At 67.6% G+C, this 22,243-nt stretch carries 20 protein-coding genes; 8 read left to right on the plus strand and 12 right to left on the minus strand.

Translation table 11 applies throughout. The annotated features are described in order from the left end of the window. Positions 1 to 82: 82 nt before the first annotated feature. On the plus strand, positions 83 to 1,891 hold the full coding sequence (locus tag RUR49_RS01150; RefSeq protein WP_409144492.1) for an SRPBCC family protein: 1,809 nt from the start codon (positions 83 to 85) through the stop codon (positions 1,889 to 1,891). A 23-nt stretch (positions 1,892 to 1,914) separates the two neighbouring features. Here the strand turns inward: RUR49_RS01150 and RUR49_RS01155 are convergent, their stop codons facing one another. The 12 genes from RUR49_RS01155 to RUR49_RS01210 all read right to left on the minus strand — a co-directional run bounded on the left by RUR49_RS01155 (position 1,915) and on the right by RUR49_RS01210 (position 12,149). Continuing rightward, entirely contained in the window at positions 1,915 to 2,865 is a 951-nt protein-coding gene (locus RUR49_RS01155; protein ID WP_409144493.1) for a hypothetical protein, read from the minus strand. A 163-nt stretch (positions 2,866 to 3,028) separates the two neighbouring features. After that, entirely contained in the window at positions 3,029 to 3,808 is a 780-nt protein-coding gene (locus RUR49_RS01160) for a hypothetical protein (RefSeq protein WP_409144494.1), read from the minus strand. A gap of 186 nt (positions 3,809 to 3,994) precedes the next feature. Beyond that, positions 3,995 to 4,225, minus strand: a complete 231-nt coding sequence (locus RUR49_RS01165; RefSeq protein WP_409144495.1) for a hypothetical protein — start codon at positions 4,223 to 4,225, stop codon at positions 3,995 to 3,997. Between the two features lie 61 nt (positions 4,226 to 4,286). After that, entirely contained in the window at positions 4,287 to 4,739 is a 453-nt protein-coding gene (locus tag RUR49_RS01170) for a periplasmic heavy metal sensor (protein ID WP_409144496.1), read from the minus strand. Continuing rightward, a complete protein-coding gene (locus tag RUR49_RS01175) occupies positions 4,736 to 5,173 on the minus strand; it encodes a hypothetical protein (protein ID WP_409144497.1) in 438 nt (145 codons plus the stop codon). The genes RUR49_RS01170 and RUR49_RS01175 overlap by 4 nt, the downstream gene beginning before the upstream one ends. Further along, positions 5,170 to 5,733 (minus strand): sigma-70 family RNA polymerase sigma factor, encoded by a 564-nt coding sequence (locus tag RUR49_RS01180; RefSeq protein ID WP_409144498.1) that lies wholly within the window; start codon positions 5,731 to 5,733, stop codon positions 5,170 to 5,172. The genes RUR49_RS01175 and RUR49_RS01180 overlap by 4 nt, the downstream gene beginning before the upstream one ends. A gap of 125 nt (positions 5,734 to 5,858) precedes the next feature. After that, complete coding sequence (locus RUR49_RS01185; RefSeq protein ID WP_409144499.1) at positions 5,859 to 6,689, minus strand: ABC transporter permease subunit; 831 nt, start codon at positions 6,687 to 6,689, stop codon at positions 5,859 to 5,861. Beyond that, positions 6,686 to 7,648 (minus strand): ABC transporter permease subunit, encoded by a 963-nt coding sequence (locus RUR49_RS01190; RefSeq protein ID WP_409144500.1) that lies wholly within the window; start codon positions 7,646 to 7,648, stop codon positions 6,686 to 6,688. Before RUR49_RS01190 ends, RUR49_RS01185 begins: the two co-directional genes overlap by 4 nt. Further along, positions 7,645 to 8,814 (minus strand): ABC transporter ATP-binding protein, encoded by a 1,170-nt coding sequence (locus tag RUR49_RS01195; protein WP_409144501.1) that lies wholly within the window; start codon positions 8,812 to 8,814, stop codon positions 7,645 to 7,647. Before RUR49_RS01195 ends, RUR49_RS01190 begins: the two co-directional genes overlap by 4 nt. 234 nt (positions 8,815 to 9,048) lie before the next feature. Continuing rightward, positions 9,049 to 10,179, minus strand: coding sequence for a polyamine ABC transporter substrate-binding protein (locus RUR49_RS01200; RefSeq protein WP_409144502.1), 1,131 nt, complete (start codon positions 10,177 to 10,179; stop codon positions 9,049 to 9,051). Between the two features lie 135 nt (positions 10,180 to 10,314). Continuing rightward, on the minus strand, positions 10,315 to 11,502 hold the full coding sequence (locus tag RUR49_RS01205; protein WP_409144503.1) for an acyl-CoA dehydrogenase family protein: 1,188 nt from the start codon (positions 11,500 to 11,502) through the stop codon (positions 10,315 to 10,317). Next, positions 11,499 to 12,149, minus strand: coding sequence for a TetR family transcriptional regulator C-terminal domain-containing protein (locus RUR49_RS01210; protein WP_409144504.1), 651 nt, complete (start codon positions 12,147 to 12,149; stop codon positions 11,499 to 11,501). Before RUR49_RS01210 ends, RUR49_RS01205 begins: the two co-directional genes overlap by 4 nt. Before the next feature lie 506 nt (positions 12,150 to 12,655). Here RUR49_RS01210 and RUR49_RS01215 point away from each other — a divergent pair. The 7 genes from RUR49_RS01215 to RUR49_RS01245 all read left to right on the plus strand — a co-directional run bounded on the left by RUR49_RS01215 (position 12,656) and on the right by RUR49_RS01245 (position 22,228). Then, positions 12,656 to 13,999: an aspartate aminotransferase family protein gene (locus RUR49_RS01215; RefSeq protein ID WP_409144505.1), complete on the plus strand. Its 1,344-nt coding sequence runs from the start codon at positions 12,656 to 12,658 to the stop codon at positions 13,997 to 13,999. A gap of 364 nt (positions 14,000 to 14,363) precedes the next feature. Next, on the plus strand, positions 14,364 to 16,007 hold the full coding sequence (locus tag RUR49_RS01220; RefSeq protein ID WP_409144506.1) for a phytoene desaturase family protein: 1,644 nt from the start codon (positions 14,364 to 14,366) through the stop codon (positions 16,005 to 16,007). Beyond that, positions 15,988 to 17,583 carry a phytoene desaturase family protein gene (locus tag RUR49_RS01225; RefSeq protein WP_409144507.1) on the plus strand — a complete coding sequence of 532 codons (1,596 nt, stop codon included), beginning with the start codon at positions 15,988 to 15,990 and terminating at the stop codon, positions 17,581 to 17,583. The genes RUR49_RS01220 and RUR49_RS01225 overlap by 20 nt, the downstream gene beginning before the upstream one ends. A 5-nt stretch (positions 17,584 to 17,588) precedes the next feature. After that, a complete protein-coding gene (locus RUR49_RS01230; RefSeq protein WP_409144508.1) occupies positions 17,589 to 18,797 on the plus strand; it encodes an aminomethyltransferase family protein in 1,209 nt (402 codons plus the stop codon). A gap of 14 nt (positions 18,798 to 18,811) precedes the next feature. Beyond that, positions 18,812 to 19,123: a YciI family protein gene (locus RUR49_RS01235; RefSeq protein ID WP_409144509.1), complete on the plus strand. Its 312-nt coding sequence runs from the start codon at positions 18,812 to 18,814 to the stop codon at positions 19,121 to 19,123. Positions 19,124 to 19,171: 48 nt separating this feature from the next. After that, positions 19,172 to 19,804, plus strand: a complete 633-nt coding sequence (locus tag RUR49_RS01240; RefSeq protein ID WP_409144510.1) for a LysE family translocator — start codon at positions 19,172 to 19,174, stop codon at positions 19,802 to 19,804. 24 nt (positions 19,805 to 19,828) lie between these two features. Further along, positions 19,829 to 22,228, plus strand: a complete 2,400-nt coding sequence (locus tag RUR49_RS01245; protein ID WP_409144511.1) for an acetate--CoA ligase family protein — start codon at positions 19,829 to 19,831, stop codon at positions 22,226 to 22,228. Positions 22,229 to 22,243 lie beyond the last annotated feature (15 nt).

Below are 22,243 nucleotides of genomic sequence, written 5' to 3' on the forward strand. Positions count from 1 at the left end.
CGGGGCGACCGACTTGCCGAACATTCATTCGATAGAGTAATATGAGGCTTCAGATAGCTGAACGAACATGCAGGAGCGCCCGATGCTCGACCGCCCCACCCGCTCCCGCCTGCCCCAGGACCTGCGCCGCGAGCAGCTCGTGGACGCGGCGATCGCGGCGATCGCCGAGCACGGCCTGTCGAATGTCACACTGGACAAGGTCGCCCGGCTCGCCGGGCTGACCGCCGGCATGGTCAACTTCCACTTCCAGTCGAAGCAGGACCTCCTGCACGAGACGCTCCGACGCATCGCCGACGAGTACCAGGCGGCCTGCGAGGCGGGCGTCGCGGCGGCCGCCGGCGACCCGGCGGCGGGGCTCATGGCGCTGGTGACGGCGAGCTTCGACCGCCGCATCGCCAGCCCGGAGAAGCTGGCGGTCTGGTACGCGTTCTGGGGCGAGAGCCGCTCGCGCGCGGACTACCTGGCGATCTGCGGGTCGTCCGACCGCGCCGTCTACGAGGCGACCTTCGGCATGCTGGCCGAGCTCGCCTCACGCGAAGGCTCGCGCATCGACGTGCGGGCGGCGGCACTGGGCCTCTGCGGCCTGATCGACTCGCTGTCGCAGGAGGCTCTGATCCAGGGCGCCGACTTCGATCACGCCGATGCGGTCGATACCTGCCGCCGCTACCTGCAGAACCTGATGCCGAATAGTTTCGCCGTTCCCGAGGGGGAGGCCGCTCCGGCGAGCCCGGCTGCGACGACGCAGACCGCAGGCTCGCCGGAGCACCGCTCCGACCTCGACGAGGCGCTGCCGCTGACGCTGCCGTCGTGGACCTATCGCGACGCGGATTTCACGGCCCGCGAGGTCGAGACCATCCACATGCCGGCCTGGCAGATGCTCGGCCACGTCAGCGAGCTGAAGGCGCCGGGCGACTACGTGACGCTCGACATCCTCGGCAAGCGCGTCTTCGCGGTCCGCGGCGACGACGGCGAGATCCGCGCCTTCCACAATGTCTGCCGCCACCGGGCTCACGCCGTCGTCGACGGTCACGCCGGCAGTTGCGCCGGCATCATCCGCTGCCCCTATCACGCCTGGACCTACGACACCCGCGGCGTGCTGAAGGGCATCGCCGCCTCGCGCACCTTCCCGAAGCTCGACAAGGACAATCTCGGACTGTTCCCGGTGGAGTGCGAGGTGTTCCTCGGCTTCGTCTTCGTCCGCCTCGCACCCGGCGGGCCGTCGGTGGCCGAGCGCTACGCACCCTACCGGGCCGAGCTCGAGGCGCACCGGCTGGAAGAGCTCGAGCCGATCGCCCCATACTGGCAGGGCGAGATCGCCGCCGACTGGAAGAACGTCTGGGACAACTATCTCGAGGACTATCACTTCCCGACGGGCCACCCGGGCCTGTCGGGCCTGATGCAGAAGGACTACGAGCGTCAGCCCGACGGCGCGACGCGCACCATCCGCCTCGCCCACGAGATGCGCGACAATCCGGTCGGCGGCTGGGCGACGCGCGCCTATGCGAGCCTGCTGCCGCAGGTGTCGGACCACCTGCCGGAGGACCTGCGCAAGCGCTGGTCCTATCTGTTCCTCTATCCGGCGGTGTCGCTCGAGCTCTATCCGGACCTCGTCGACTTCTTCCACATCGTGCCGCTCGGCCCCGGCCGATCGATGCTGCGCTGGCGCGCCTACGGGCGGCCGGATGCGCGCCCGGCGGCGAAGGCGGTGCGGTGGCTCAACCAGCGCATCAACTACCAGGTCCACCACGAGGACGGGGCGCTGACGGAATCCGTGCAGCGCAATCTCGAGGCCGGCGCCTACCAGCGCGGCGTGCTGTCGGACATGGAAGTCAACGTCCAGGCCCTGCACGACTGGGTGCGGGCTGACCTGCCGGAGGCCGATCGATCGTGAACGGCCTCAGTTTTTGTTGGCGGCTAGTTGTTCGGAGGCGGAAGTAATTTACGCAACTCTCGCAGCCTTGCAACAATTGCGGGATTAATTGCGTAGGCCTCAAGTCTATACAGTAGGCTTGTATTCATAATTCTAGAATCTATCGGAATGTTAGCGTAGCGTATTGCTTGAATTAGCATATCAAGCATGGCCTCCAATTGATCACCAAAATAAAAGCTTTCCGCTATCAGATTATATATTAACTCAGCATGCTCCATGAACTGCGCACGATCGCCGATAAAATCAAGTATCTTTCGCAGTATCCGAAATGGAACTCGCAATTCGTCACTAAATATATGATGCGATGAAACAATATCCGAAAGGAATTCGTATAGACTGTCGTCGTAAGCAGCTGAAAAATGAGACAGGTCGATGACAGCACAGAGTACATCTCTTGCCCCTGAAGGGGCACTGTCACCGCTGACCTGGCTATACAGCCACTTTTTCGCCACCTCCAGAACACGCTCATCGTTCGGCGCGATTCTAAGAAGCGAAAACCAAAGATTTGACCAGTTTGAGTAACTATAGTAGCGCGACTGCGACAAGGCGGCGATTAACTGCTCCCTGTCCCAATGCGATTTTATCGGTTCTATCTTAAGCTTCTTTTTCTTGTCACGACTCTGATTAATCACATCCCAGAATGACTTTTCTTTCTGAAGTATCATTAACCCAGAATCAACCCAAAACTCTTTCTGCTTCTCTGAGCGAAAGAATGATACTCCAACTGCCTTTATTAAATCATACTGCTTGGCACGACTCTCCTCCACCAGTCGACCTATCTGCATACGAAGGAGAGGGCTTCCACCGTCGTGATTTAAATGCTCTTCATAATACGAAAAAACGCTTTCAATATTTCCTGCAAATATCCTCCCACAGTTTTCACGAAACGCAATTATTCCAGGCTGATCTACGTCTACGGAAAGCTCAGAACTCATCGAAATTAACTCGAACTCCTCAGCGTCATAGAATGGCGAGAAGGATCTTATCAGAAGAAACTCATCCATACTCTGAACATACGGAACATTAGATCTTGAATAGCTGAAAATAGGGACAAGAAGAGACGGGGCTCCGCCGGACAAATCCATAACTGACGATAGCCTAAACACCAAAGAACCCCCCTCTTCGCATTATATTTTCCACCTTCTCGTATATTGCGTAGTAGTAATAATCCTTCTTCAGAGGATACAATGGATATGTATCAAGGACAACTTCTGGTCTATCTTCAAAGAATTCAATTACCCTGTCATCTGCCAGGTATGACTCTGGAATTATTGCGGCTATAAGATTCTCTTTGTTAAGTAAAACATCTTCTGCGGTTTGCACTTCAATCGAAAATCGCCGATCGTCGAGCTTACTGTCCTTAAATTCTATCAATTTATGCAGAGCTTTTATCTCTTCATCAAGCATCTCTACATCAAACTTCGACTCGAATTCTGTTCTACCCCGTCCCTTTAGGTGAAAATACGACCTCTTGTCGCCAAAAAATGTTCCAATTATTTTCTCTGCAGCCTCTCCGTCCCCGGATACCTCAAACTCACCGATATCCATCATGCTGATGAAATGGGGGTACTTTCCATCCTTGAATGCTCCACTGTCAAATGGAAACGCCCTCTTTATCCTTACCGCTTTATACTGCACAACAAAGCAAATTGGAAGCTCCCAGTACTCCGCTTCGCTGTCCAATTTTCTCTTGAACGCGGGCCTTCCGACAAAAAAGTATGACAAATTTTCGCTCTTGAACACTTTGCATTTACTTGTTTTTATTGCATTAGCTTTCATGAATTTTTTCAGAAAATATGCTTCGGTCGAATGCACTAATGGCAGTGCGTCTGCTTTCTGAATCTGATTGCGTTGTAAAAAATCAAAAAGACTGCCCACGGCAAGTGCTCCTCACCCTAGCGCGATATATGCTTCCAAAACGAAACTTAGCGCAAGTAGAAACCTAACACGATCCCCCTCTGGCAGGGTCAGCGCCAAATGCTCATCCCCCGACGCTCTGGCGCAACAAAAAAGGGGCGCAGCCGATGGCCGCGCCCCTCTGCCTTCACACGGTGAACGAACTGATTACTTGCTCGCCTCGACTGCGGCGAGCGCGTCGACGCAGGCCTGGCTGATCTTGTCCTTGTTCTCGAGCAGGCAGGCCATCATGCCCGAGCGCGGCGTGCCGGCGCAGACCGACATCGCGTCGGCGCGGCAGGCCTTCTGGGCGGCCTGGACGGCGGCCTGGCTCTGCGCGAACGCCGGCGCGGCGGCGAAGGCGGTGGCGGCAAGGGCGAGCGCAATAATCGTCTTCATCTTGATTCTCCGGGGGGAACATCCCTCCAGCTCTACGGTGTAGAGGGCTGCGACCCTTCTCTCAACGGGCCTGAAATTTCTGCATGAGGGCGCGGCGGCGCTCCGCCGGGATCGCCTCGACGGTCTGGAGCACGGCATCGACGACGAGGTCGAAGGAGCGGCTGCGCCAGGTGCGCACGTCGTAGAGGGCGGCCCGGATGGCGGCGGGATCGAGCTCCGGGGCCTGCAGGAGTTCGATGACGCGAGCCCGCGCCGCCTGCACGCCGGCCTCGTTGTGGGCGAGATCCGCCTGGCGCTCGGCGAAGGCGCGCTCGGCGATCACCCGGTCCTCGGGATCGAGGAAGGAGGCCGCCCGCGGCAGGATGCGCATCGGGCTGGTGGCGTCGACGAGCGGCAGGTCGAGGCGCCAGGTGAGCGTCACCGCATAGCTCGCGAGCAGCACGTTGGCCGACAGCGAGGCGATCAGGAGTGGCCAGAGCCAGCGGGACCGACGTCGCGGTGCAGTCGGCGTCATTGGCGGACCCAAGGGCTCACGGGAGCGCCGTCGATCAGCAGCGCCGTCAGGTATTCCGCGCCGGACATCGGCGGCGTGATCGGTTGCGCGAGGCCGAGGCCGATGCCGATCACGGCAGCGGAGGCGAGGCTCGTCGCCGGCATGAACCACGTCCGCCAGCGGCGGCGGGCGGTGCGCTGCGCCGCCTCCGCCGCGAGTGTGGTGGCGATCCGGCCAACCAGGGCATCGCTGCGCGCCGGCGCCACCACCGGACGGGCCGACGCGATGGCGCGATCGAGACGGCCGGCGTCCAGGAGGAGGGCAGCCGCCGACGGCGACACCGACGCCAGTGCTTCGGCGCGCTGACGCGTCTCCTCCGGCCAGCGGGCGATGTCGGCGCCCCAGGCGGCGGCCAGCGACCCGAACTCCTCGACCGTCATCTCTTCACCCGTCATGGTCGTCTCCGCGTCGCGGCATTCGCCGCCACCCGCTCGCGGATGGCGATGCGGGCGCGGGTGAGGAGGGACTCGAACGCCTTCTCGCCGAGATTGAGCGCTGCCGCCGCCTCCCGGCCGCTCATCTCTTCGAAGTGGAACAGCACGAGGGCAGCGCGCTGGCGCTCCGGCAGGTCGGCCAGGGCGGCATCCACGGCGGCACGCTCCTCGGCGGCGGCGAGATCGTCGTCGGCGCGCGGCGCCGGGTCGGCGATCTCCAAATCGGGGTCGAGGGGCTCGGTCCGGCGGCCGCGAAGGCGGTCGATCGACAGGTTGACGACGATCTGGCCGAGCCAGCTCGTGAACCGGCCGCGCGCGACGTCGAAGCTCGCCGCCTGGCGCCACACCCGCAGGAAGGCGTCCTGGGCGACGTCGTCGGCATCGGCCCGGTTGCGCGTGATTCCCTCGGCCATGCGCACGGTCCGCGGCATGTGACGTTGCATCAAGACTCTCAGCGCACGACTGTCCCCACCGGCGATCCGCTCCATCAGGTCCTCGTCGCTCTCCTCCTGAACGCCCATCGAAACACTGCACCCCAGCCGGCGTTCCGGGGCGCGGATCGCCGCCCGGAGGACCGAGCATCAACTCAAATACGATTCCGGTCACCAAATCCTTCTCGGCCGCCGCGACCGGGGCCGGACCGGTTTCAGTTCGCCCGGCTGCCCGCGACGAGCCGACGGTGCTGGACGCGGTTGGAAATGACGGTGCCGAGAACCACGACTGTCGTCACCACGACGATGATGATGGTCGCGAGGGCGTTTATGTCGGGCGTCAGGCCAAGGCGGACCTTGGAGAAGATCAGCATCGGCAGGGTCGTCGCACCGGGCCCGGAGGTGAAGGTGGCGATGACGAGATCGTCGAGTGACAGCGTGAAGGCGAGCAGCCAGCCTGACACCATCGCCGGCGCGAGCAGCGGCAGGGTGATGTCGAACAGCACACGCGCCGGCCGCGAGCCGAGGTCCATCGCCGCCTCCTCGAGCGAGACGTCGACCATGGCGAGGCGCGACTGGATGACGACGGCGACGTAGGCCATCGAGAAGGTGATGTGGGCGATGGTGATCGTCATCATGCCGCGCCCGGCCGGCCAGCCGAAGCTGCCTTCGAGAGCGACGAACAGCAGGAGCAGCGACAGCCCGGTGATCACCTCCGGCATGACGAGGGGCGCCGTCACCATGCCGGAGAACAGGAGCCGTCCCCGGAAGCGGCCGAAGCGGGCGAGCGCGATGCCGGCCATGGTGCCGAGCACGGTGGCAACGGTGGCCGAGACGGCGGCGATCTGCAGCGAGAGCAGCGCCGCGTCGATCACCATCTTGTTGGCGAAGAGCTCGCCGTACCACTTCGTCGAGAAGCCGCCCCAGACGGTGGCGAGCCGCGAGGCGTTGAAGGAATAGGCCATCATCAGGAGGATGGGGCCGTAGAGGAAGACGAAGCCCGCCACCAGCCAGACGGTGAGGAAGGTGGAGCGGCCGTGCCTCACTTGCCCTCCTCCGCCTGGCGCATCTGGTAGTGCTGGAACATCAGGATCGGCACGACGAGCAGGATGAGCAGCACGACGGCGACGGCGGACGCCACCGGCCAGTCGCGGTTCGAATAGAACTCGTCGAACAGCACGCGGCCGATCATCGGGCTCGACGGATTGCCGAGCAGCGCCGGGATGACGTACTCGCCGGTCGCCGGAATGAAGACGAGCAGGCCGCCGGCGATGATGCCGGGAACGGACAGCGGCAGCGTCACGTCGACGAACACCTGCCAGCGGCGGGAGCCGAGGTCCATCGCCGCCTCCCACAGGCTCGGATCCATCTTCTCGAGCGTCACGTAGAGCGGCAGCACCATGAACGGCAGGTAGGAATAGACGATGCCGAGATAGACGGCGAAGTCGGTGTTCATCATCTCGATCGGCTGGTCGATGACGCCGAAGAAGATGAGCACGTTGTTGATCAGGCCCTGCTTGTTGAGGATGCCCATCCACGCATAGATGCGCAGGAGGAACGACGTCCAGAACGGCAGGATCACCAGCAACAGCAGGATGTTACGGGTGGTCGGGGCCGAGCGGGCGATGCCGTAGGCGATCGGGTAGCCGACGAGGAGGCAGAGCGCCGTCGAGATCGCGGCGATCTTCAGCGCGTTGAGGTAGCCGTTGAGATAGAGCGTGTCGTCGATCAGGTAGGCGTAATTCTGGAAGTAGAGCTGGATCGACAGCGCCCCGTCCTCGGTCCACTGCCACAGCGAGGTATAGGGCGGCAGCGCGATCTCGGAGAGCGCGAGGCTGATCTTCACGACAATGAGGAACGGCGCCAGGAAGAAGACGAGCAGCCAGAGATAGGGCACGGCGAGCAGGATCGCCTGCCAGGAGCGCGAGGCGAAATCGGCGAGGCGAGCGCCGAGGGGCCGGCGCGGCGGCGCGTGCGCGACCGAGGGCTCGGCGACGGCGCTCATTCGGTCAGCACCAGCGCGGCGCGGGGGCTCCACGACAGCCAGACCTTGTCGTCCCAGTCGACCTTCCGCTCCTCGTCGCGGGCGCGGCGGACGTTCTGGTGACTGACGAGCACGATGCGCCCCGAGGCGAGGCGGACGCGGAACAGCGAGCGGTCGCCGAAATAGCCGAGGTCGAGCACCTGCCCCTCGGCGCAGTTGTGGTTGGGATCGGTCGGCGTATCTCGGCTGATGGTGATCTTCTCCGGCCGCACCGCAACGGCGACGGGCGTGCCGACGGTGACCGGCGTCGGGTGGTCGACCTCGAGCTCGCCCTCGACGCCCTCCGCCTTCACCGTCACGACGCTGCCGGCGATGGCGGTGACGATGCCCTCGAACAGGTTGATCGAGCCGACGAAGTCGGCGGTGAAGCGGCAGTTGGGGAACTCGTAGACGTCGGTCGGCGTGCCGACCTGCATCACCGAGCCGCGGTCCATCACGGCGATGCGCGTGGACAACGCCATCGCCTCCTCTTGGTCGTGGGTGACGACGACGAAGGTGACACCGACCTTCGCCTGGATGTTCATCAACTCGAACTGCGTCTGCTCGCGCAGCTTCTTGTCCAGCGCCCCGAGCGGCTCGTCGAGGAGAAGCAGCTTCGGGTTCTTGGCGAGCGAGCGGGCGAGCGCGACGCGCTGGCGCTGGCCGCCGGAGAGCTGGTGCGGCTTGCGGCGGGCGAAGCTCTCGAGCTTGACGAGGGCGAGCATCTCGCTGACCCGGTTGGCGCGCTCGCCCTTCGTCATCTTCTCGTGCTTGAGGCCGTAGCCGACATTGTCGGCGACGCTCATGTGCGGGAACAGCGCGTAGGACTGGAACATCATGTTGACGGGCCGCTCATAGGGCGGCGTCGCCGTCATGTCCTGGCCGTCGATGAGGATGCGGCCGGAGGTCGGCGTCTCGAAGCCGGCGAGCATCCGGAGCAACGTCGTCTTGCCGCAGCCGGAGCCGCCGAGCAGGCAGAACAGCTCCTGCCGGTAGATCTTCAGCGAAACCTCGTTGACGGCGATGAAGTCGCCGAACTTCTTGACGACGCGCTCCACCTCGACGAACGGCCGCGCCTTCGGATCGAGCCACGGCTTGTTGACGTAGTCGGGGAAGCCGGGGGGCGGTGCGGGGGCGGGCGCAGTCATCGGGCGAGGCCCTCGCGGCGGCCGCCAACTTCGTCCTCCCCCTGCCAGGGGGGAGGACAGCCGCGCCAAAGGCGCGGCAGGTGGGGGCCTGTCAATCCCAACTGGAGCCTGTGTTTGGATTGACGGGCCCCACCCTGACCGCCTCCGGCGGTCTGTCCCTCCCCCTGGCAGGGGAGGGACGAAGAAAACCGCTGTCGCATCCCCATTGCCCCCCGCTGCGATCGCCGGCCGGCGTCACTGCCCGGTCTTGATCCGGCTCCAGGCGCGGGTGCGGGCGCGGTCGGCGGCGGGGGGCAGTTCCTCGCGGGAGAACAGCCGCGCCATCGTCTCGGCGTCCGGATAGATCGCCGTGTCCTCGACGATCTCCTTCTCGACGAGCTCGGTCGCCGCCTTGTTAGCGTTGGCGTAGTAGGTGAAGTTCGTCGCGTCGGCGATCACCTGCGGGCGCAGCATGTAGTCGACGAAGATCAGTGCGTTCTCCGGATGCGGCGCGTCGGCCGGGATCATCCAGACGTCGAACCACGACGGCACGCCGGACTTCGGGATGAAGTAGGCGAGCTCGATGTCGACGCCGGCCTCCGCCGCCCGCGTCGAGGCGGTGGCGTAGTCGCCCGACCAGGTCATCGCCACGCAGAGTTCCTTGTTCGGCAAGGCATTGAGATAGTTCGCCGAATCGAAGGTCTTGATGTACTGGCGGATCGGCTTGAACAACTCGACGACGGCATCGTAGTCGGCCTGGCTCGTCGAGTTCGGGTCCTTGCCGAGATAGGCGAGCGCCATCGGGATGACGTCGGTGGGCGATTCCAGCACCGAGATGCCGCAGTCGGCGAGCTTCGATGCGTATTCCGGCTTGAACAGGATATCGAGGGTATCGAGCGGCACGTCCTCGCCGAGGCGCTCCTTCACCATCGCCATGTTGTAGGTGAGCCCGACGGTGCCCCACATGTACGGCACTCCGTACTCGTTGCCGGGGTCGGCGTCGGCCAGCACCTTCATGATCTCCGGATCGAGGTTGCCGTAGCCGGTGAGTTTGTCCTTCGCGATCTTCTGGAACACGCCGGATTTGATCAGGCGCTGCATGAAGTTAGAGCCGTGCAGCACGACGTCATAGCCGGAGCGGCCGGCCATCATCTTGGCGTCGACGGTCTCGGAGGCATCATAGGTGTCGTAGACGACCTTGATGCCGGTCTCCTTCTCGAAGTCGGCGATGGTGGTCTCGCCGATATAGTCGACCCAGTTGTAGACGTTGACGACCTTCTCGGCGTCCTGGGCGAAGGCGGCGGAAAGCCCGGGCATGGCCAGGGCGAGGGTACAGGCGGCGGAGAGGCGCACCATGGCGCGCCGGGTGAAGGCGGTGGGCTTCATCGTCGGTTCTCCCCTCTCGAGAGCCGTCCCGACCGTTTCGGCCGGAAGGCCGTCCGGCATCCCCTGGCGACCGTCTCCGGGCCGCGCGCAGACACCTCGTTCCGTCTCGTCGGCACTCCCGTCCTCGTGCGAGCCTCAGCCTCCCGCCCCGATCGTCCCAGCGAGCCCGCGCTTGAGGAGCCCGCCGGCGATGATGAGGCGCTGAATCTCGCTCGTTCCCTCCCAGATGCGGTCGACCCGCAGTTCCCGCAGGAAGCGCTCGGCGACGTTCTCGCGCATGTAGCCGCGTCCCGCGAAGATCTGCACGGCGCGGTCGGCGACGCGGCCGGCCGCTTCCGAGGCCACCAGCTTCGCAATGGAACAGCGCGCGTGCAACGACTTCAGGTCGAGGCCGCGATCGTGCGCCGCCGCCGCCTCCCACGTCACCATGCGGGACGTGTGCAGGTCGACGACGCTGTCGGCGAGCATCGCCTGCACCAGCTGGCGCTCGGCGATCGGCACGCCGCCGATGATGCGGCCCTTGGCGAAGGCGGTCGCCTCCTCGATCAGCCGCTCCATCGCCCCGCAGCAGCGCGCGGCGATCATCAGGCGCTCGCGGCGGAACCAGGCGTAGGTGAAGGCCATCCCCGCCCCCTCGCGACCACCGATGAGGTTCGCCACCGGCACCCGCACGCCCTCGAAGCGCAGGATCGGATGGTGGTGGCGATAGGTGTGGGTGTAGGCCGGGGTGCGCACGGTGGTTATCCCCGGCGCGCGGGCGTCGACGAAGAAGAGCCCGTGGGCGCCGTCGGCCGGCCCGCCCGCGAACTTCGCCTGCACCAGCAGAACGTCGGCGAGGTTGGCGCTGGTGACGTGCCACTTCTCGCCGTCGAGCACGTAGTGGTCGCCGTCTCGCCGCGCGGTGGCGACGATGTCGTCGACGTCGGAGCCGGCGCCCTCTTCGGTGATGGCGTAGGCGAAGTAGCACTCGCCGCGCATCATCGGCTTGATGAGGGCCTCGATCTGCGCCGGACTGCACGCCTCGAACATCCAGCCTTGCGCTTCCGGATAGCACCAGCCGAGGCCGTTGGTGACGCGCCCGACCGGTTCGATCGCGGCCACCTGGTCGAGGATCGGCAGGGCCAGCCCGCCGTGCTCGGCCGGCACGTCGAAGCGCGGCAGGCCGAGCTCCTGCGCCATTGCCTTGTGGCGCTTCAGGGCCTCGGCGGGGATCTCGCCGTCGTTCAGCTCCGCCTCGACCTCGAAGGGGATCAGTTCGGTATCGACGAAACGGCGGACGGCCGCCTGGCGTTCGAGGGCCACCTCGGAGAGGGCGAAGCTCACGGCGTCCCCTCCGCTGCGATCGGTCCGTCGACCGTGAAGCGGCGGGGGAAGACGCTGACGAGGTGGTAGCGGGCGGAGGCGAGCGCCTGTTCCCGCTTCAGGTCCTTCGGCGCCATCATCAGGTGCAGCCAGAGGCCCTCCAGCATGCAGACGATGACGCGGGCGAGCGCGGCGTGATCCTGGCCGGGGGCGGCGAGGTCGCGGCAGAGCTCGATGACGGTCGCCTGATAGTCCTCGTCGTTGGCGCTGCAGAGTTCGCGGTAGGTCGGCCGCGACTTCGCCTCGCCCCAGAAGGCACACCAGGCGCCGAGCTTGCGCGGCGTACAGATACGCTTGTCGAAGTCGGCCGAGACGAGCGCCCAGAGCCGCGCGGCGGGATCGGCGCCGGCCGCCTTCAGTGCCGCCTTCCAGTGGCCGCGATACTCGTCAGAGAGCGTGCGCAGCGTCTCGACGAGCAGCTTCTCCTTCGTATCGAAGTGGAAGTTGACGATGCCGCGCGACATGCCGGCGGCGGTGGCGACGTCGGCGAGCGTCGTCCCCTCGAAGCCGCGCTTGGCGAGCTGGTCGATCGTCGCCTCGATGAGCTCCTGCCGGCGGATCGCCTTGGTGTTCTGGCGCTGCGCGCGCGCCGGCGCCGTCACGCCCATGCGGCGGCTCCGCTGAGGACGAGCGAGCCTCGGTGGCTCGACTGAACGCGGCGCTTCGGCGGCGCGACCATGCGGGGACGTTCCTTGCGCGAGCCCGCGGCGGCCCGGGCGGCGACCAACGCGACGGCGGTGGCCGACGCTATCGAGCAATGCCGCCGCATCGCGGTCAAGAGGCGGCAGGACCGCCCACTCCTCCGGTTGTGGAGACACGACGGCAACGCCATCGGCGAACACTCGGTTCCGGGCCGCGCGGCGGGCTCCGATGGACATGGAAAGGGCCTCCCTGACCCGGCGAAGGATACGCCGATTTTCGCCGCCGACAACCCTTCTTGAACGTATGTTCAGCCAGTCACTGACTGAACGTTCGTTCATTAAGCTGGACAGGAGACGGCCGCCGTGACATGCTGCGCCTCACAATTCGGATCGTGGCGACTGCCGATCTCGAAGCCGTGGCGAAGCGATTTGCCGGGCACGGGAGCGCTCGCCCGCAAAGAAGGAGAGCCGCCATGGGACGCCAGCTCACACAGAGCAACGCCCACTTCCGGAAGGCCCTGACCAAGCTGCCGCTCGGGGTCGCCTCGAACTTCCGCTACTGGGGCGAGGACAAGACGATCTATGTCCGGAAGGGCCGCGGCGGCCGCATCACCGACATCGACGGAAACACCTATGTCGACTACCGGCTCGGCTACGGCCCGGCGATCCTCGGCTATGCCGACCAACGCATCGACGACGCCGTGCGGGCGAGCCTCGAGATCGGCGGCGTCTTCGCGCTGTCGACGGAGGCGGAGTACCGCGTCGCGGAGCGCATCTCGCGCATGGTGCCGGCGGCCGAGCTGGTGCGCTTCTCGAACTCCGGCACCGAGGCCGTGATGGCGGCGCTCCGCCTCGCCCGCGCCTACACCAAGCGCAGCGGCTACGTGCTGCTCGAGGGCGGCTACCACGGCCTGTTCGACGCGGCGCTGTGGACGCTCGGCATGGATGGCTGGGACCCGACGAAGACCGACGCCGAGCCGGCGGTGATCCCCTATTCGCAGGGCGTGCCGGAAGTTCTGCGCCAGCTCCTGCACGTCGCGCCGATGAACGACGCCAACCACCTCGAGGACCTGTTCAAGCGCAAGGGCCACGAGATCGCGGCGATGCTGATGGAGCCGATCCAGGGCAACTGCTGCGGCATCACCGCCGACGTCGAGTACGTTCGCGCCGTCCGGGAGCTCTGCGACCGCTACGGCGTCGTCCTCATCATCGACGAAGTGAAGTCGGGCTTCCGGGTGGCGCGCGGCGGCATCCAGGAGGTGATGGGGGTGAAGGCCGACCTCTGCACCTTCGCCAAGGCGATGGCGAACGGTTACCCGATTTCGGCGATCGGCGGGCGCGAGGAGATCATGCGGTTGTACGGCAACGGCGTCGCCCACGGCGGCACCTATACCGGCCACTGCGTGTCGCTCGCTGCCGCCGAGAAGACGCTCGAGATCATCGAGGAGACGCCGGCGCTGGAGACGATCGCCGCCTACGGCAAGAAGATGCAGGAGGGCATGAGCCGGGTGCTGAAGGCGCGCGGCATCGCCCACTCGTTCGCCGGCCACCCGTCGATGGGCGGGCTGTTCTTCGCATCGAAGCCGCCGGCGACCTACCGCGACTGGAAGTCGTCGGACTACACCTTCTACGATGCGATGGCCCAGCACCTGCACGACGAGGGCGTGCTCTGCGAGCCGGACTCCCGCGAGCCGTGGTTCGTCTGCGAGGCCCACGACGACGGCTGCCTGAAGGACACGTTGAAGGGCTTCGAGATCGCGGTCGACCGCACGATCGCCGAGCTCGCGAAAAAGGATGGCAAGGCGGCGGTGAGCTGAGCCTCTCGGCGAGCACGACGCAAACCCTGCCCTTTCACGTCGAGGAAGGGCACCACGCAAACCCTCCCCTTCACTTCGCGGCGAGCACCACGCAAACCCTCCCCCCTTGCGGGGGAGGTGGCCGGCGAAGCCGGTCGGAGGGGGGGCCGCCGCGGCAGCGGCGCGAAAAGACTCTCTCGCGATTGCTGCGACGGCCTAGGCTCATTGGGGCATTCGAATGTGTGGCGCCCCCCCTCCCTGCCCTCCCCCGCGAGGGGGGAGGGTTGCGCCGAGTTCTGATTGTCCCCCACTGCCCACTGCCCACTGCCCACTGCCCACTGCCCACTGCCGACTGCCGCTCTCCCCCTCCCCGGACCCGCCCGCCATGACCCCACCGCCCTCCACCGCCGGAAAAGTCTGGGACGCCATCGTCGTGGGTGCGGGGCATAACGGGCTGGTCAACGCCTGTTACCTCGCCCGCGCCGGGCTCGATGTGCTCGTCGTCGAGCGCAACGACTGGGTCGGCGGCGCCGCCACGAGCCGCTCGCTGTACCCCGGCTTCCTCTATTCGAACTGCTCGTACGTCTGCAGCCTGCTGCGCCCCGAGATCATGCGCGACCTGGAACTCCCGAAGCACGGGCTGCAGGTGGTGCCCTACGAGGGCGGGGTGATCCTGAAGCAGGACGGCGGCTACCTCGGCACCTTCCGCGATCACGATGCCCACCGTCGCGAGATCGGCCGCCACAGCCTGCGCGACGCCGAGGCCTATGACCGTTATTCGGCCGAGGTGATCCGCCAGTGCCGGTTCATCCGGCCGTTCCTGCTGCGCACGCCGCCGGACCCGACGTCGCTGAAGCCGCGCGACGTGCAGGAACTGCTTTATCTCGGCCGCAAGTTCTACGACCTCACCGAGACCGAGATGGCCGACACCATCCGCTTCTGGACGATGTCGATCGCCGAGTTCCTCGACGAGTTCTTCGAGACCGATGTGGTCAAGGCCGGCTTCTGCATCTCCGGCATCATCGGCACGGCGCTCGGGCCGCTGTCGCCCGGCACCGCCTACGTGCTGCTGCACCACTACATGGGCGACGTCGACGGCGCGATCGGCGCCTGGGGCTTCGCCCGCGGCGGCATGGGGGCGATCTCGGAGTCGCTCGCCTCGTCGTTCCGCGCCTCCGGCGGCACGGTGCGGACGGGGGCCTCGGTCGACAAGGTGCTGGTCGAGAACGGCCGGGCAGCTGGCGTCGTCCTCGACGGCGGCGAGGAGATCCGCGGCCGGCTCGTCGTCTCGAACCTCGACGTCAAGCGCACCTTCCTGAAGCTCCTTGAGGAGCCGCAGCTGCCGGCGGACTTCGTCAGGAAGGTGAAGAACTTCAAGATCCGCGGCTCGTCCGGCAAGGTCAACATCGCGCTCGATGGCCTGCCGGACTTCCCGGCGCTGCCGCCGAGCGCGCCTTTCCTGCGCGGCGACATGCACTTCACCGACTCGGTCGAGCGGATGGAGGGCGCCTATGACGACTGGAAGGCCGGCCGCTGGTCCGCCGACCCCTTCCTCGACATGATGATCCCGACCACCATCGACCCGACGATGGCGCCGCCCGGCAAGCACTTCATGAGCTGCTTCGTGCAGTACTGCCCGCCGAAGGTGGAGGGCCACGACTGGAGCGACGCCGAGCGCGACGGCTTCGCCAAGACCGTCGTCGACCAGATCGCCGAGTACTCGCCGAACTTCAAGGACCTGATCCTCCACATGGAGGTGCGGACGCCGCGCGAGATCGAGGCGGAGACGGGGCTCACCGAGGGCAACATCTTCCAGGGCGAGCTCACCTTCGACCAGCTCCTCTTCAACCGTCCGGTGCCGGGCTACGCCCAGTACCGGGCGCCGATCGGCGGGCTCTACATGTGCGGCTCGGCCACCCACCCCGGCGGCGGCGTCATGGGGGCGCCCGGCCGCAACGCCGCGGCGGAAGTGCTGCGCGACCTCAAGAAGCCCGCCAAGGACATGTCCGATGCCTACCCCGTCCTTTGACGCGATCGTCGTCGGTGGCGGCCACAACGGGCTGGCCGCCGCGGCCCTCCTCGGCCAGGCCGGCCGGCGGGTGCTGCTCTTGGAAGCGTCCGACGCGGTCGGCGGCGCCGCCCGCACGGTGGCGCTCGCGCCGGGCTTCCGCGTGCCGGAGATCGCCCATCTGGCCAACCGCCTGCACCCCGAGATCGTCCGCAAGCTCGACCTCGAGCGCCACGGGCTCGCCTTCGCCGCCACCAACCTCTCGACGACGTCGCTGTCGGCGGACGGCCGGCCGCTGACGCTCGCCGGCGCCTTCGGCGAGCGGCTGGAGGGTGACATCGCCGACGCCGAGCGGGCCGCCTGGGCGGCGCTGCGCGGCAAGCTGCTGCGCTTTGCCGGCGTGCTAGCGCCGTTCCTGTCGCAGGTGCCGCCGCGGCTGAAGAACGGCGGCGTCGCCGACATGATGACGCTCGGCAAGCTCGGCCTCGGCATCCGCCGGCTCGGCCGCGACGACATGCGCGAGTTCCTGCGCATGGTGCTGATGAACATCGCCGACGTGCTCGACGAGGAGGTCGGCGACGACCGCCTGCGCGCCGCGGTCGCCTTCGACGCCGTGCTCGGCACCAGCCTCGGGCCGCGCTCGCCGAACTCGCTGATGACGCTGTTCTACCGCCTCGCCGGCCAGGCAAACGGCATGCAGGCCGCCACCGCCCTGCCGCGCGGCGGCATGGGTGCCGTCGTCGCAGCCCTCACCGCCGCCGCCAAGGCCGCCGGCGTGGCGATCCGCACCGACGCGACAGTGGCCTCGATCCTCGTCGAGGACGACCGCGCCGCGGGCGTCGTGCTCGCCTCGGGCGAGGAGATCCGATCGACGGTGGTCGCCTCGGCGATGAACCCGGCGACGACGCTGCTGTCGCTGGTCGGCGCCCGCCACCTCGACACCGGCCTCGTTCGCCGCCTGTCGCACGTCCGCTCGAAGGGCACGGTGGCAAAGCTCAACCTCGCCCTCGACGGCCTGCCGCCGTTCACCGACCTCGGACCGGGCGGTCTAACGGGGCGCTTGCTCACGGCCCCCTCGTTGCAGGCGATCGAGACAGCCTTCGACGCCGCCAAGTACGGCCGCTTCTCCGACGAGCCGGCGCTGGAGATCACCGTGCCCTCAGCGACCGACCCGGCGCTGGCGCCAGCGGGCCAACACGTCGTCTCGATCAACGCGATCTACGCGCCGTTCCGGCTGAAGCCGGACTCGGAGGCCGGCCGCGACGGCTTCGAGGCGCGCATCCTCGCCGTGCTCGAGCGCCACGCGCCGGGCATCGGCAGCCGCATCGTCGCGAAGGACTTCCTGACGCCCGCCGACATCGAGCGGCGCCATCGCATCCCCGGCGGCCACTGGCACCACGGCGAGCTGTCGATCGACCAGATGTTCATGCTGCGCCCGGTGCTGGGCCTCGCCCAGTACGCGACGCCCGTCGCCGGCCTCTATCTCTGCGGCGCCGGCAGCCATCCCGGCGGCGGCGTCTCCGGGGCGCCGGCGCTCAACGCCGTCTCCCGCATCCTCGCCGACGCCAAGAGCGCCGGCAGCAAGTCCCGGAGGTGAGAGAGATGCGCCGCGCCCTCCCCCGCGAGCACTTCGAGAAGCCGCTCTGGCACACGCCGTTCCATCCGCGCATCGCCCAGCTGATGACGCACGAGCAGTGGTACGGCTGGGGCGGCTACCTGTCGGCGCAGGTGATCCGCGACGAGGAGATGGAGTACTTCGCCATCCGCAACGCCGCGAGCCTGTTCGACGTCTCGCCGATGGTGAAGTACCGCATCGCCGGACCGGACGCCGCCGCCTATTGCGACAGGCTGACCGTGCGCGACGTCTTCAAGCTGAAGCCCGGCCGCGTCCAGTACACCGCCTGGTGCGATGACGACGGCAAGGTGCTCGACGACGGCACGCTGTTCCGCTTCGCCCCCGACGAATTCCGCCTCTGCTGCCAGGAGCGCCATCTGCCGTGGCTGCTCGACAGCGCCATCGGCTACGACGTCGAGGTGGCCGAGGTGACGGAGGACATCGCGGCGCTGTCGCTGCAGGGGCCGACCTCCTATGCCGTGCTGCGCGATGCGGGCTTTGCCGGCATCGAAACGCTGAAGCCCTTCGACATCCGCGACTTCCAGACCAAAGCCGGCCCGGTGACGGTGTCGCGCACAGGCTTCACCGGCGACCTCGGCTACGAGCTGTTCGTGCCGCCGGACCAGGCGCTCGCCCTGTGGGACCTGCTCTGGAACGCCGGGCAACTCCACCGCATCACCGCGATCGGCTTCGCGGCGCTCGATCTCGCCCGCCTCGAGGCCGGCTTCATCATGGCGGGCTCGGACTTCGTGCCGGCCGAGCACGCCATCCGCGCCGACCGCCGGCGCTCGCCCTTCGAGATCGGCCTCGGCTGGCTCGTCGCCCTCGACACGCCGCGCCACTTCAACGGCAAGCGGGCGCTCGCCGCCGAGAAGGCGAAGAACGCCTTCCGCCACTGCCTCGTCGCCCTCGACATCGACGGCAACGTGCCGGCGGAGCACGCCCTCGTCTATCACCGGGGCAAACGAGAGGTCGGCCACATTACCGCGGCGGCGTGGTCGCCGACTGTGAAGCGGAACATAGCGCTCGCCTCGATGACGCGGCCCTATGGCGACACGGTCGTGAACGACCTCTGGGTGGAAATCTACGCGCTGCGCGAGCTCGTCTACTCGAAGAGCCTCGTCAGGGCGCGTATCGTCGAGCGGCCGTTCTTCAACCCGAAGCGGCGGTCCGCGACGCCACCCGGCGTCTTCTGAACGGGAGAAGTCCGATGCCGCAGTGGGTGGTGATCGCGCGCGACGGCCGCGACGCGGCGGCGCTGGAGCGGCGCATGAAGGCGCGGCCGGCGCACTTCGAGCGCCTGCCGGGGATGGTGGACCGCGGCGAGCTGCGCGTCGGCGGCGCCATGCTGGGCGACGACGGCGGCATGATCGGCTCCGTCGCGCTGGTCGAGTTCCCCGACCGCGCGGCGCTCGACGCCTGGCTCGCCGAGGAGCCGTACATGACCGGCGACGTCTGGCGCGACGTCGAGATCATCCCCTTCCGCATCGCCGTGCCCGACACGATGGCGCCGCGCGGCTGACGGGCGGGCATCGCCCCGGCATTTCCCGAACGGCAGGACGGACAACCCATGCCCTCGACGGACCTCCTCCTCGCCTTCTTCGTGACGACGGCGGTGTTCGCCTACATCCCCGGCCCGGCGATGCTCTACGCCACCGCCCAGACGATGGCGCGCGGCCGCGTCTCGGGCCTGATGGCGGCGCTCGGCATCCACCTCGGCTGCTACGTCCACGTCATCGCCGCCGCGGCGGGGCTGTCGGTGATCTTCCACGCCGTACCGGTGCTCTATCTCGCGGTGAAGATCCTCGGCGCCCTCTACCTGATCTGGCTCGGCATCTCGCTCTTCCGCTCGAAGGCCGCGGGCGGCGAGCACGGCACGCTGGTGGTGGCGAAGTCAGGGCGGCGGGCCTTCCTCGAGAGCATCACCGTCGAGGTGCTCAACCCGAAGACGGCGCTGTTCTTCCTCGCCTTCCTGCCGCAGTTCGTCGACCCCGCCGCCGGCCTGCCGGTGTGGGCGCAGTTCCTCGTGCTCGGCACGGTAGTGAACCTGATGTTCACGTCGGCCGACCTCGTCTGCGTGCTCCTTGCCGGCGCCCTGATGGCGCGGCTGCGCCGCTCCGGCGGCGCCCAGCGCCTGCTGCAGCGGGCCGGCGGCGCGGTGCTCGTCGGCCTCGGCCTGCACCTCGCCTTCCAGAAGACCTGACCCGCGCCCCGAGCACGCCCCGCCATGACCGCCCAGACCGCCTTCCCCGCCGCTCCCGCCGCCGCTCCCGCCGCCGCTGCCGCGCGCGTCGCGACCGCCGCGCCCCGCCCCGCCCACCGGCTCGACCCGCTGCTCCGCCCGCGCTCGCTCGCGATCGTCGGAGCGAGCGCCCGGCCGGGCTCGGTCGGCAACACGATGGTGCGGCAGGTGCTCGCCGGCGGCTATGGCGGCCGCCTCTGGTGCGTCAACCCGAAGGGCGAGCCGATCGAGGGCGTCGCGTGCGTGCCCTCGGTCGCCGACCTGCCCGAGCCAGTCGAGCACGTGGCGCTGGCGCTCGCCGACGAGCGCATCGAGGAGACGCTCGCCCTCGCCATCCGCCAGGGCATCCGCGCCGCGACGCTGATCTCGCCCTTGGCGATCCCCGGCGACCGCGATCCGCCGCTGAAGGAGCGGGTGCGGGCGATGGCGCGCGAGGCCGGCGTGACGCTCTGCGGCGGCAACGGCATGGGCTTCTACAATTTTCGCGACGGGCTGTGGCTCTGCGGCTTCCCGACCCGCACCGACCACCGGCCGGGCGGCGCCGTGCTGCTGACCCACTCCGGCTCGCTGTTCACCGCGCTGGTCGATGCCGAGGCGCGCCTCGACTACGGCCTCGCCGTCTCCTCCGGCCAGGAGCTGACGACGACGCTCGCCGACTACATGGACTTCGCGCTGGAGACACCGGAGACGCGCGTCATCGGCCTGTTCATGGAGACCGCCCGCGACCCCGTCGGCTTCGAGGCGGCACTCGCGAAGGCGAACGCCCGGGGCGTGCCGGTGGTGGCGCTGAAGGTCGGGCGGACGGCGGCGAGCGTGCGGCTCGCCGAAAGCCACTCCGGCGCGATCGCCGGCGACCACGCCGCCTACTCCGCCCTCTTCCGCCGCAACGGCGTCGCCGAGGTGCGGGCAATCGACGAACTCGCCGCCGCCTTGATGGTGCTCGGCCACGCCCGCGACATCGGCCCGGGCGGCCTCTCCACCACCCACGATTCCGGCGGCGAACGCGGGCTGATGGTCGACCTCGCCGACGATCACCGCGTCGCCTTCGCCCGCCTGTCGCCGGCGACCGAGCGGGCGATGGCCGCCGTGCTCGACCACGGCCTCGAGCCGGTCAACCCGCTCGACCACTGGGGCAGCGGCCGCAACTACCCGGCCGACTTCCACGACAGCTTCCGCCTGATGATGGACGACCCCGACACGGCCCTCGGCGCCCTGGTCCTCGACCGCTGGGTCGGCGGCCAGATCATGCCGCACTACCGCACGGTGGCGCTGGACGTGCAGGCGGCGACGGGCAAGCCGGTGTTCATCGTGTCGAACCACCAGGGTTCGTGCGGGGACGCGAGTGCCGTCGAGACGACGCGGGCGGGCGTGCCCGTGCTCGACGGCGTGCCGGCGTTTCTCACGGCAGTGCGGCTGGCGCTGGCGTGGCGGGACTTTCGGGGTCGGAGAGGGACCGAGACGTCAACGGATTTGCAGTCCGCTGATCCCTCCACCGTCGCCCGCTGGCGCGCGGTGCTGGGCAGTCCATCCGAGGAAAGGCAAGACACAACCCTCCCCCCTCGCGGGGGAGGTCGGCGCGCCGAAGGCGCGACGGGAGGGGGGGGCGCGCGGGAGCGCGGCGAACAGGACTCTCTCCACGAGCACGGCGCTGCCGAGGGACACACGACTGACGAGCTTGCGGCCGCCCCCCCTCCCTACCCTCCCCCGCGAGGGGGGAGGGTTCGCTCCGAGGGTGGGGAAACGGCTGAAGTTCACCTCGACGAAGCCGCCGCCCTCGCCCTGCTCGCCGACTTCGGCCTCCCCGTCGTCCCGCACGCCCTCGCGGAAACGGAGGACGACGCCACAGCTGCCGCCGCCCGCCTCGGCTTCCCCGTCGTGCTGAAGACCGCCACCCCCGGCATCGCCCACAAGTCGGACGTCGGTGGCGTCATCCTGAAGCTCGCCGACGAAGCCGCCGTCCGCACGGCCTACTGCGATGTTTCCGCCCGCCTCGGCCCCCGCGTGCTCGTCGCGGCGATGGTGACCGGCCCCGCCGTCGAGATGATCTTCGGGATGACGCGCGATCCGGACTTCGGGCCGATCGTGCTCGCCGGCTTCGGCGGCATCCACGCCGAGGTGCTGAAGGACGCCGCCGTCGCCAAGCCGCCGTTCGATGCGGCGGAGGCCCGCCGGCTCATGGACGGGCTCCGGCTCCGCCCGCTGCTCGACGGCGTGCGCGGCGCGCCGGCGTCCGACATCGACGCCCTTGCCACCGCCCTCGCCCGCTTCTCCGTCCTCGCCGCCGCCATCGGCGACCGGGTCGAGGCGATCGACGTCAATCCCGTGCTGGTGCGGCAGGACGGCGTCGTCGCCGTCGACGCGCTGATCGTGCCGCGGCGCGACTGAGCAGCGCCCGGCACT

The sequence above is a fragment of the Pseudoxanthobacter sp. M-2 genome, assembly GCF_046156265.1.
Lineage (GTDB): Bacteria > Pseudomonadota > Alphaproteobacteria > Rhizobiales > Segnochrobactraceae > CAMDHY01.

Coding starts and splice junctions, on each gene's coding strand:
- RUR49_RS01150 (WP_409144492.1), top strand. CDS start 83: ATGCTCGACCGCCCCACCCGCTCCCGCCTGCCCCAGGACCTGCGCCGC.
- RUR49_RS01155 (WP_409144493.1), bottom strand. CDS start 2,865: ATGAGTTCTGAGCTTTCCGTAGACGTAGATCAGCCTGGAATAATTGCG.
- RUR49_RS01165 (WP_409144495.1), bottom strand. CDS start 4,225: ATGAAGACGATTATTGCGCTCGCCCTTGCCGCCACCGCCTTCGCCGCC.
- RUR49_RS01170 (WP_409144496.1), bottom strand. CDS start 4,739: ATGACGCCGACTGCACCGCGACGTCGGTCCCGCTGGCTCTGGCCACTC.
- RUR49_RS01175 (WP_409144497.1), bottom strand. CDS start 5,173: ATGACGGGTGAAGAGATGACGGTCGAGGAGTTCGGGTCGCTGGCCGCC.
- RUR49_RS01180 (WP_409144498.1), bottom strand. CDS start 5,733: ATGGGCGTTCAGGAGGAGAGCGACGAGGACCTGATGGAGCGGATCGCC.
- RUR49_RS01190 (WP_409144500.1), bottom strand. CDS start 7,648: ATGAGCGCCGTCGCCGAGCCCTCGGTCGCGCACGCGCCGCCGCGCCGG.
- RUR49_RS01195 (WP_409144501.1), bottom strand. CDS start 8,814: ATGACTGCGCCCGCCCCCGCACCGCCCCCCGGCTTCCCCGACTACGTC.
- RUR49_RS01200 (WP_409144502.1), bottom strand. CDS start 10,179: ATGAAGCCCACCGCCTTCACCCGGCGCGCCATGGTGCGCCTCTCCGCC.
- RUR49_RS01210 (WP_409144504.1), bottom strand. CDS start 12,149: ATGGGCGTGACGGCGCCGGCGCGCGCGCAGCGCCAGAACACCAAGGCG.
- RUR49_RS01215 (WP_409144505.1), top strand. CDS start 12,656: ATGGGACGCCAGCTCACACAGAGCAACGCCCACTTCCGGAAGGCCCTG.
- RUR49_RS01220 (WP_409144506.1), top strand. CDS start 14,364: ATGACCCCACCGCCCTCCACCGCCGGAAAAGTCTGGGACGCCATCGTC.
- RUR49_RS01225 (WP_409144507.1), top strand. CDS start 15,988: ATGCCTACCCCGTCCTTTGACGCGATCGTCGTCGGTGGCGGCCACAAC.
- RUR49_RS01230 (WP_409144508.1), top strand. CDS start 17,589: ATGCGCCGCGCCCTCCCCCGCGAGCACTTCGAGAAGCCGCTCTGGCAC.
- RUR49_RS01235 (WP_409144509.1), top strand. CDS start 18,812: ATGCCGCAGTGGGTGGTGATCGCGCGCGACGGCCGCGACGCGGCGGCG.
- RUR49_RS01240 (WP_409144510.1), top strand. CDS start 19,172: ATGCCCTCGACGGACCTCCTCCTCGCCTTCTTCGTGACGACGGCGGTG.
- RUR49_RS01245 (WP_409144511.1), top strand. CDS start 19,829: ATGACCGCCCAGACCGCCTTCCCCGCCGCTCCCGCCGCCGCTCCCGCC.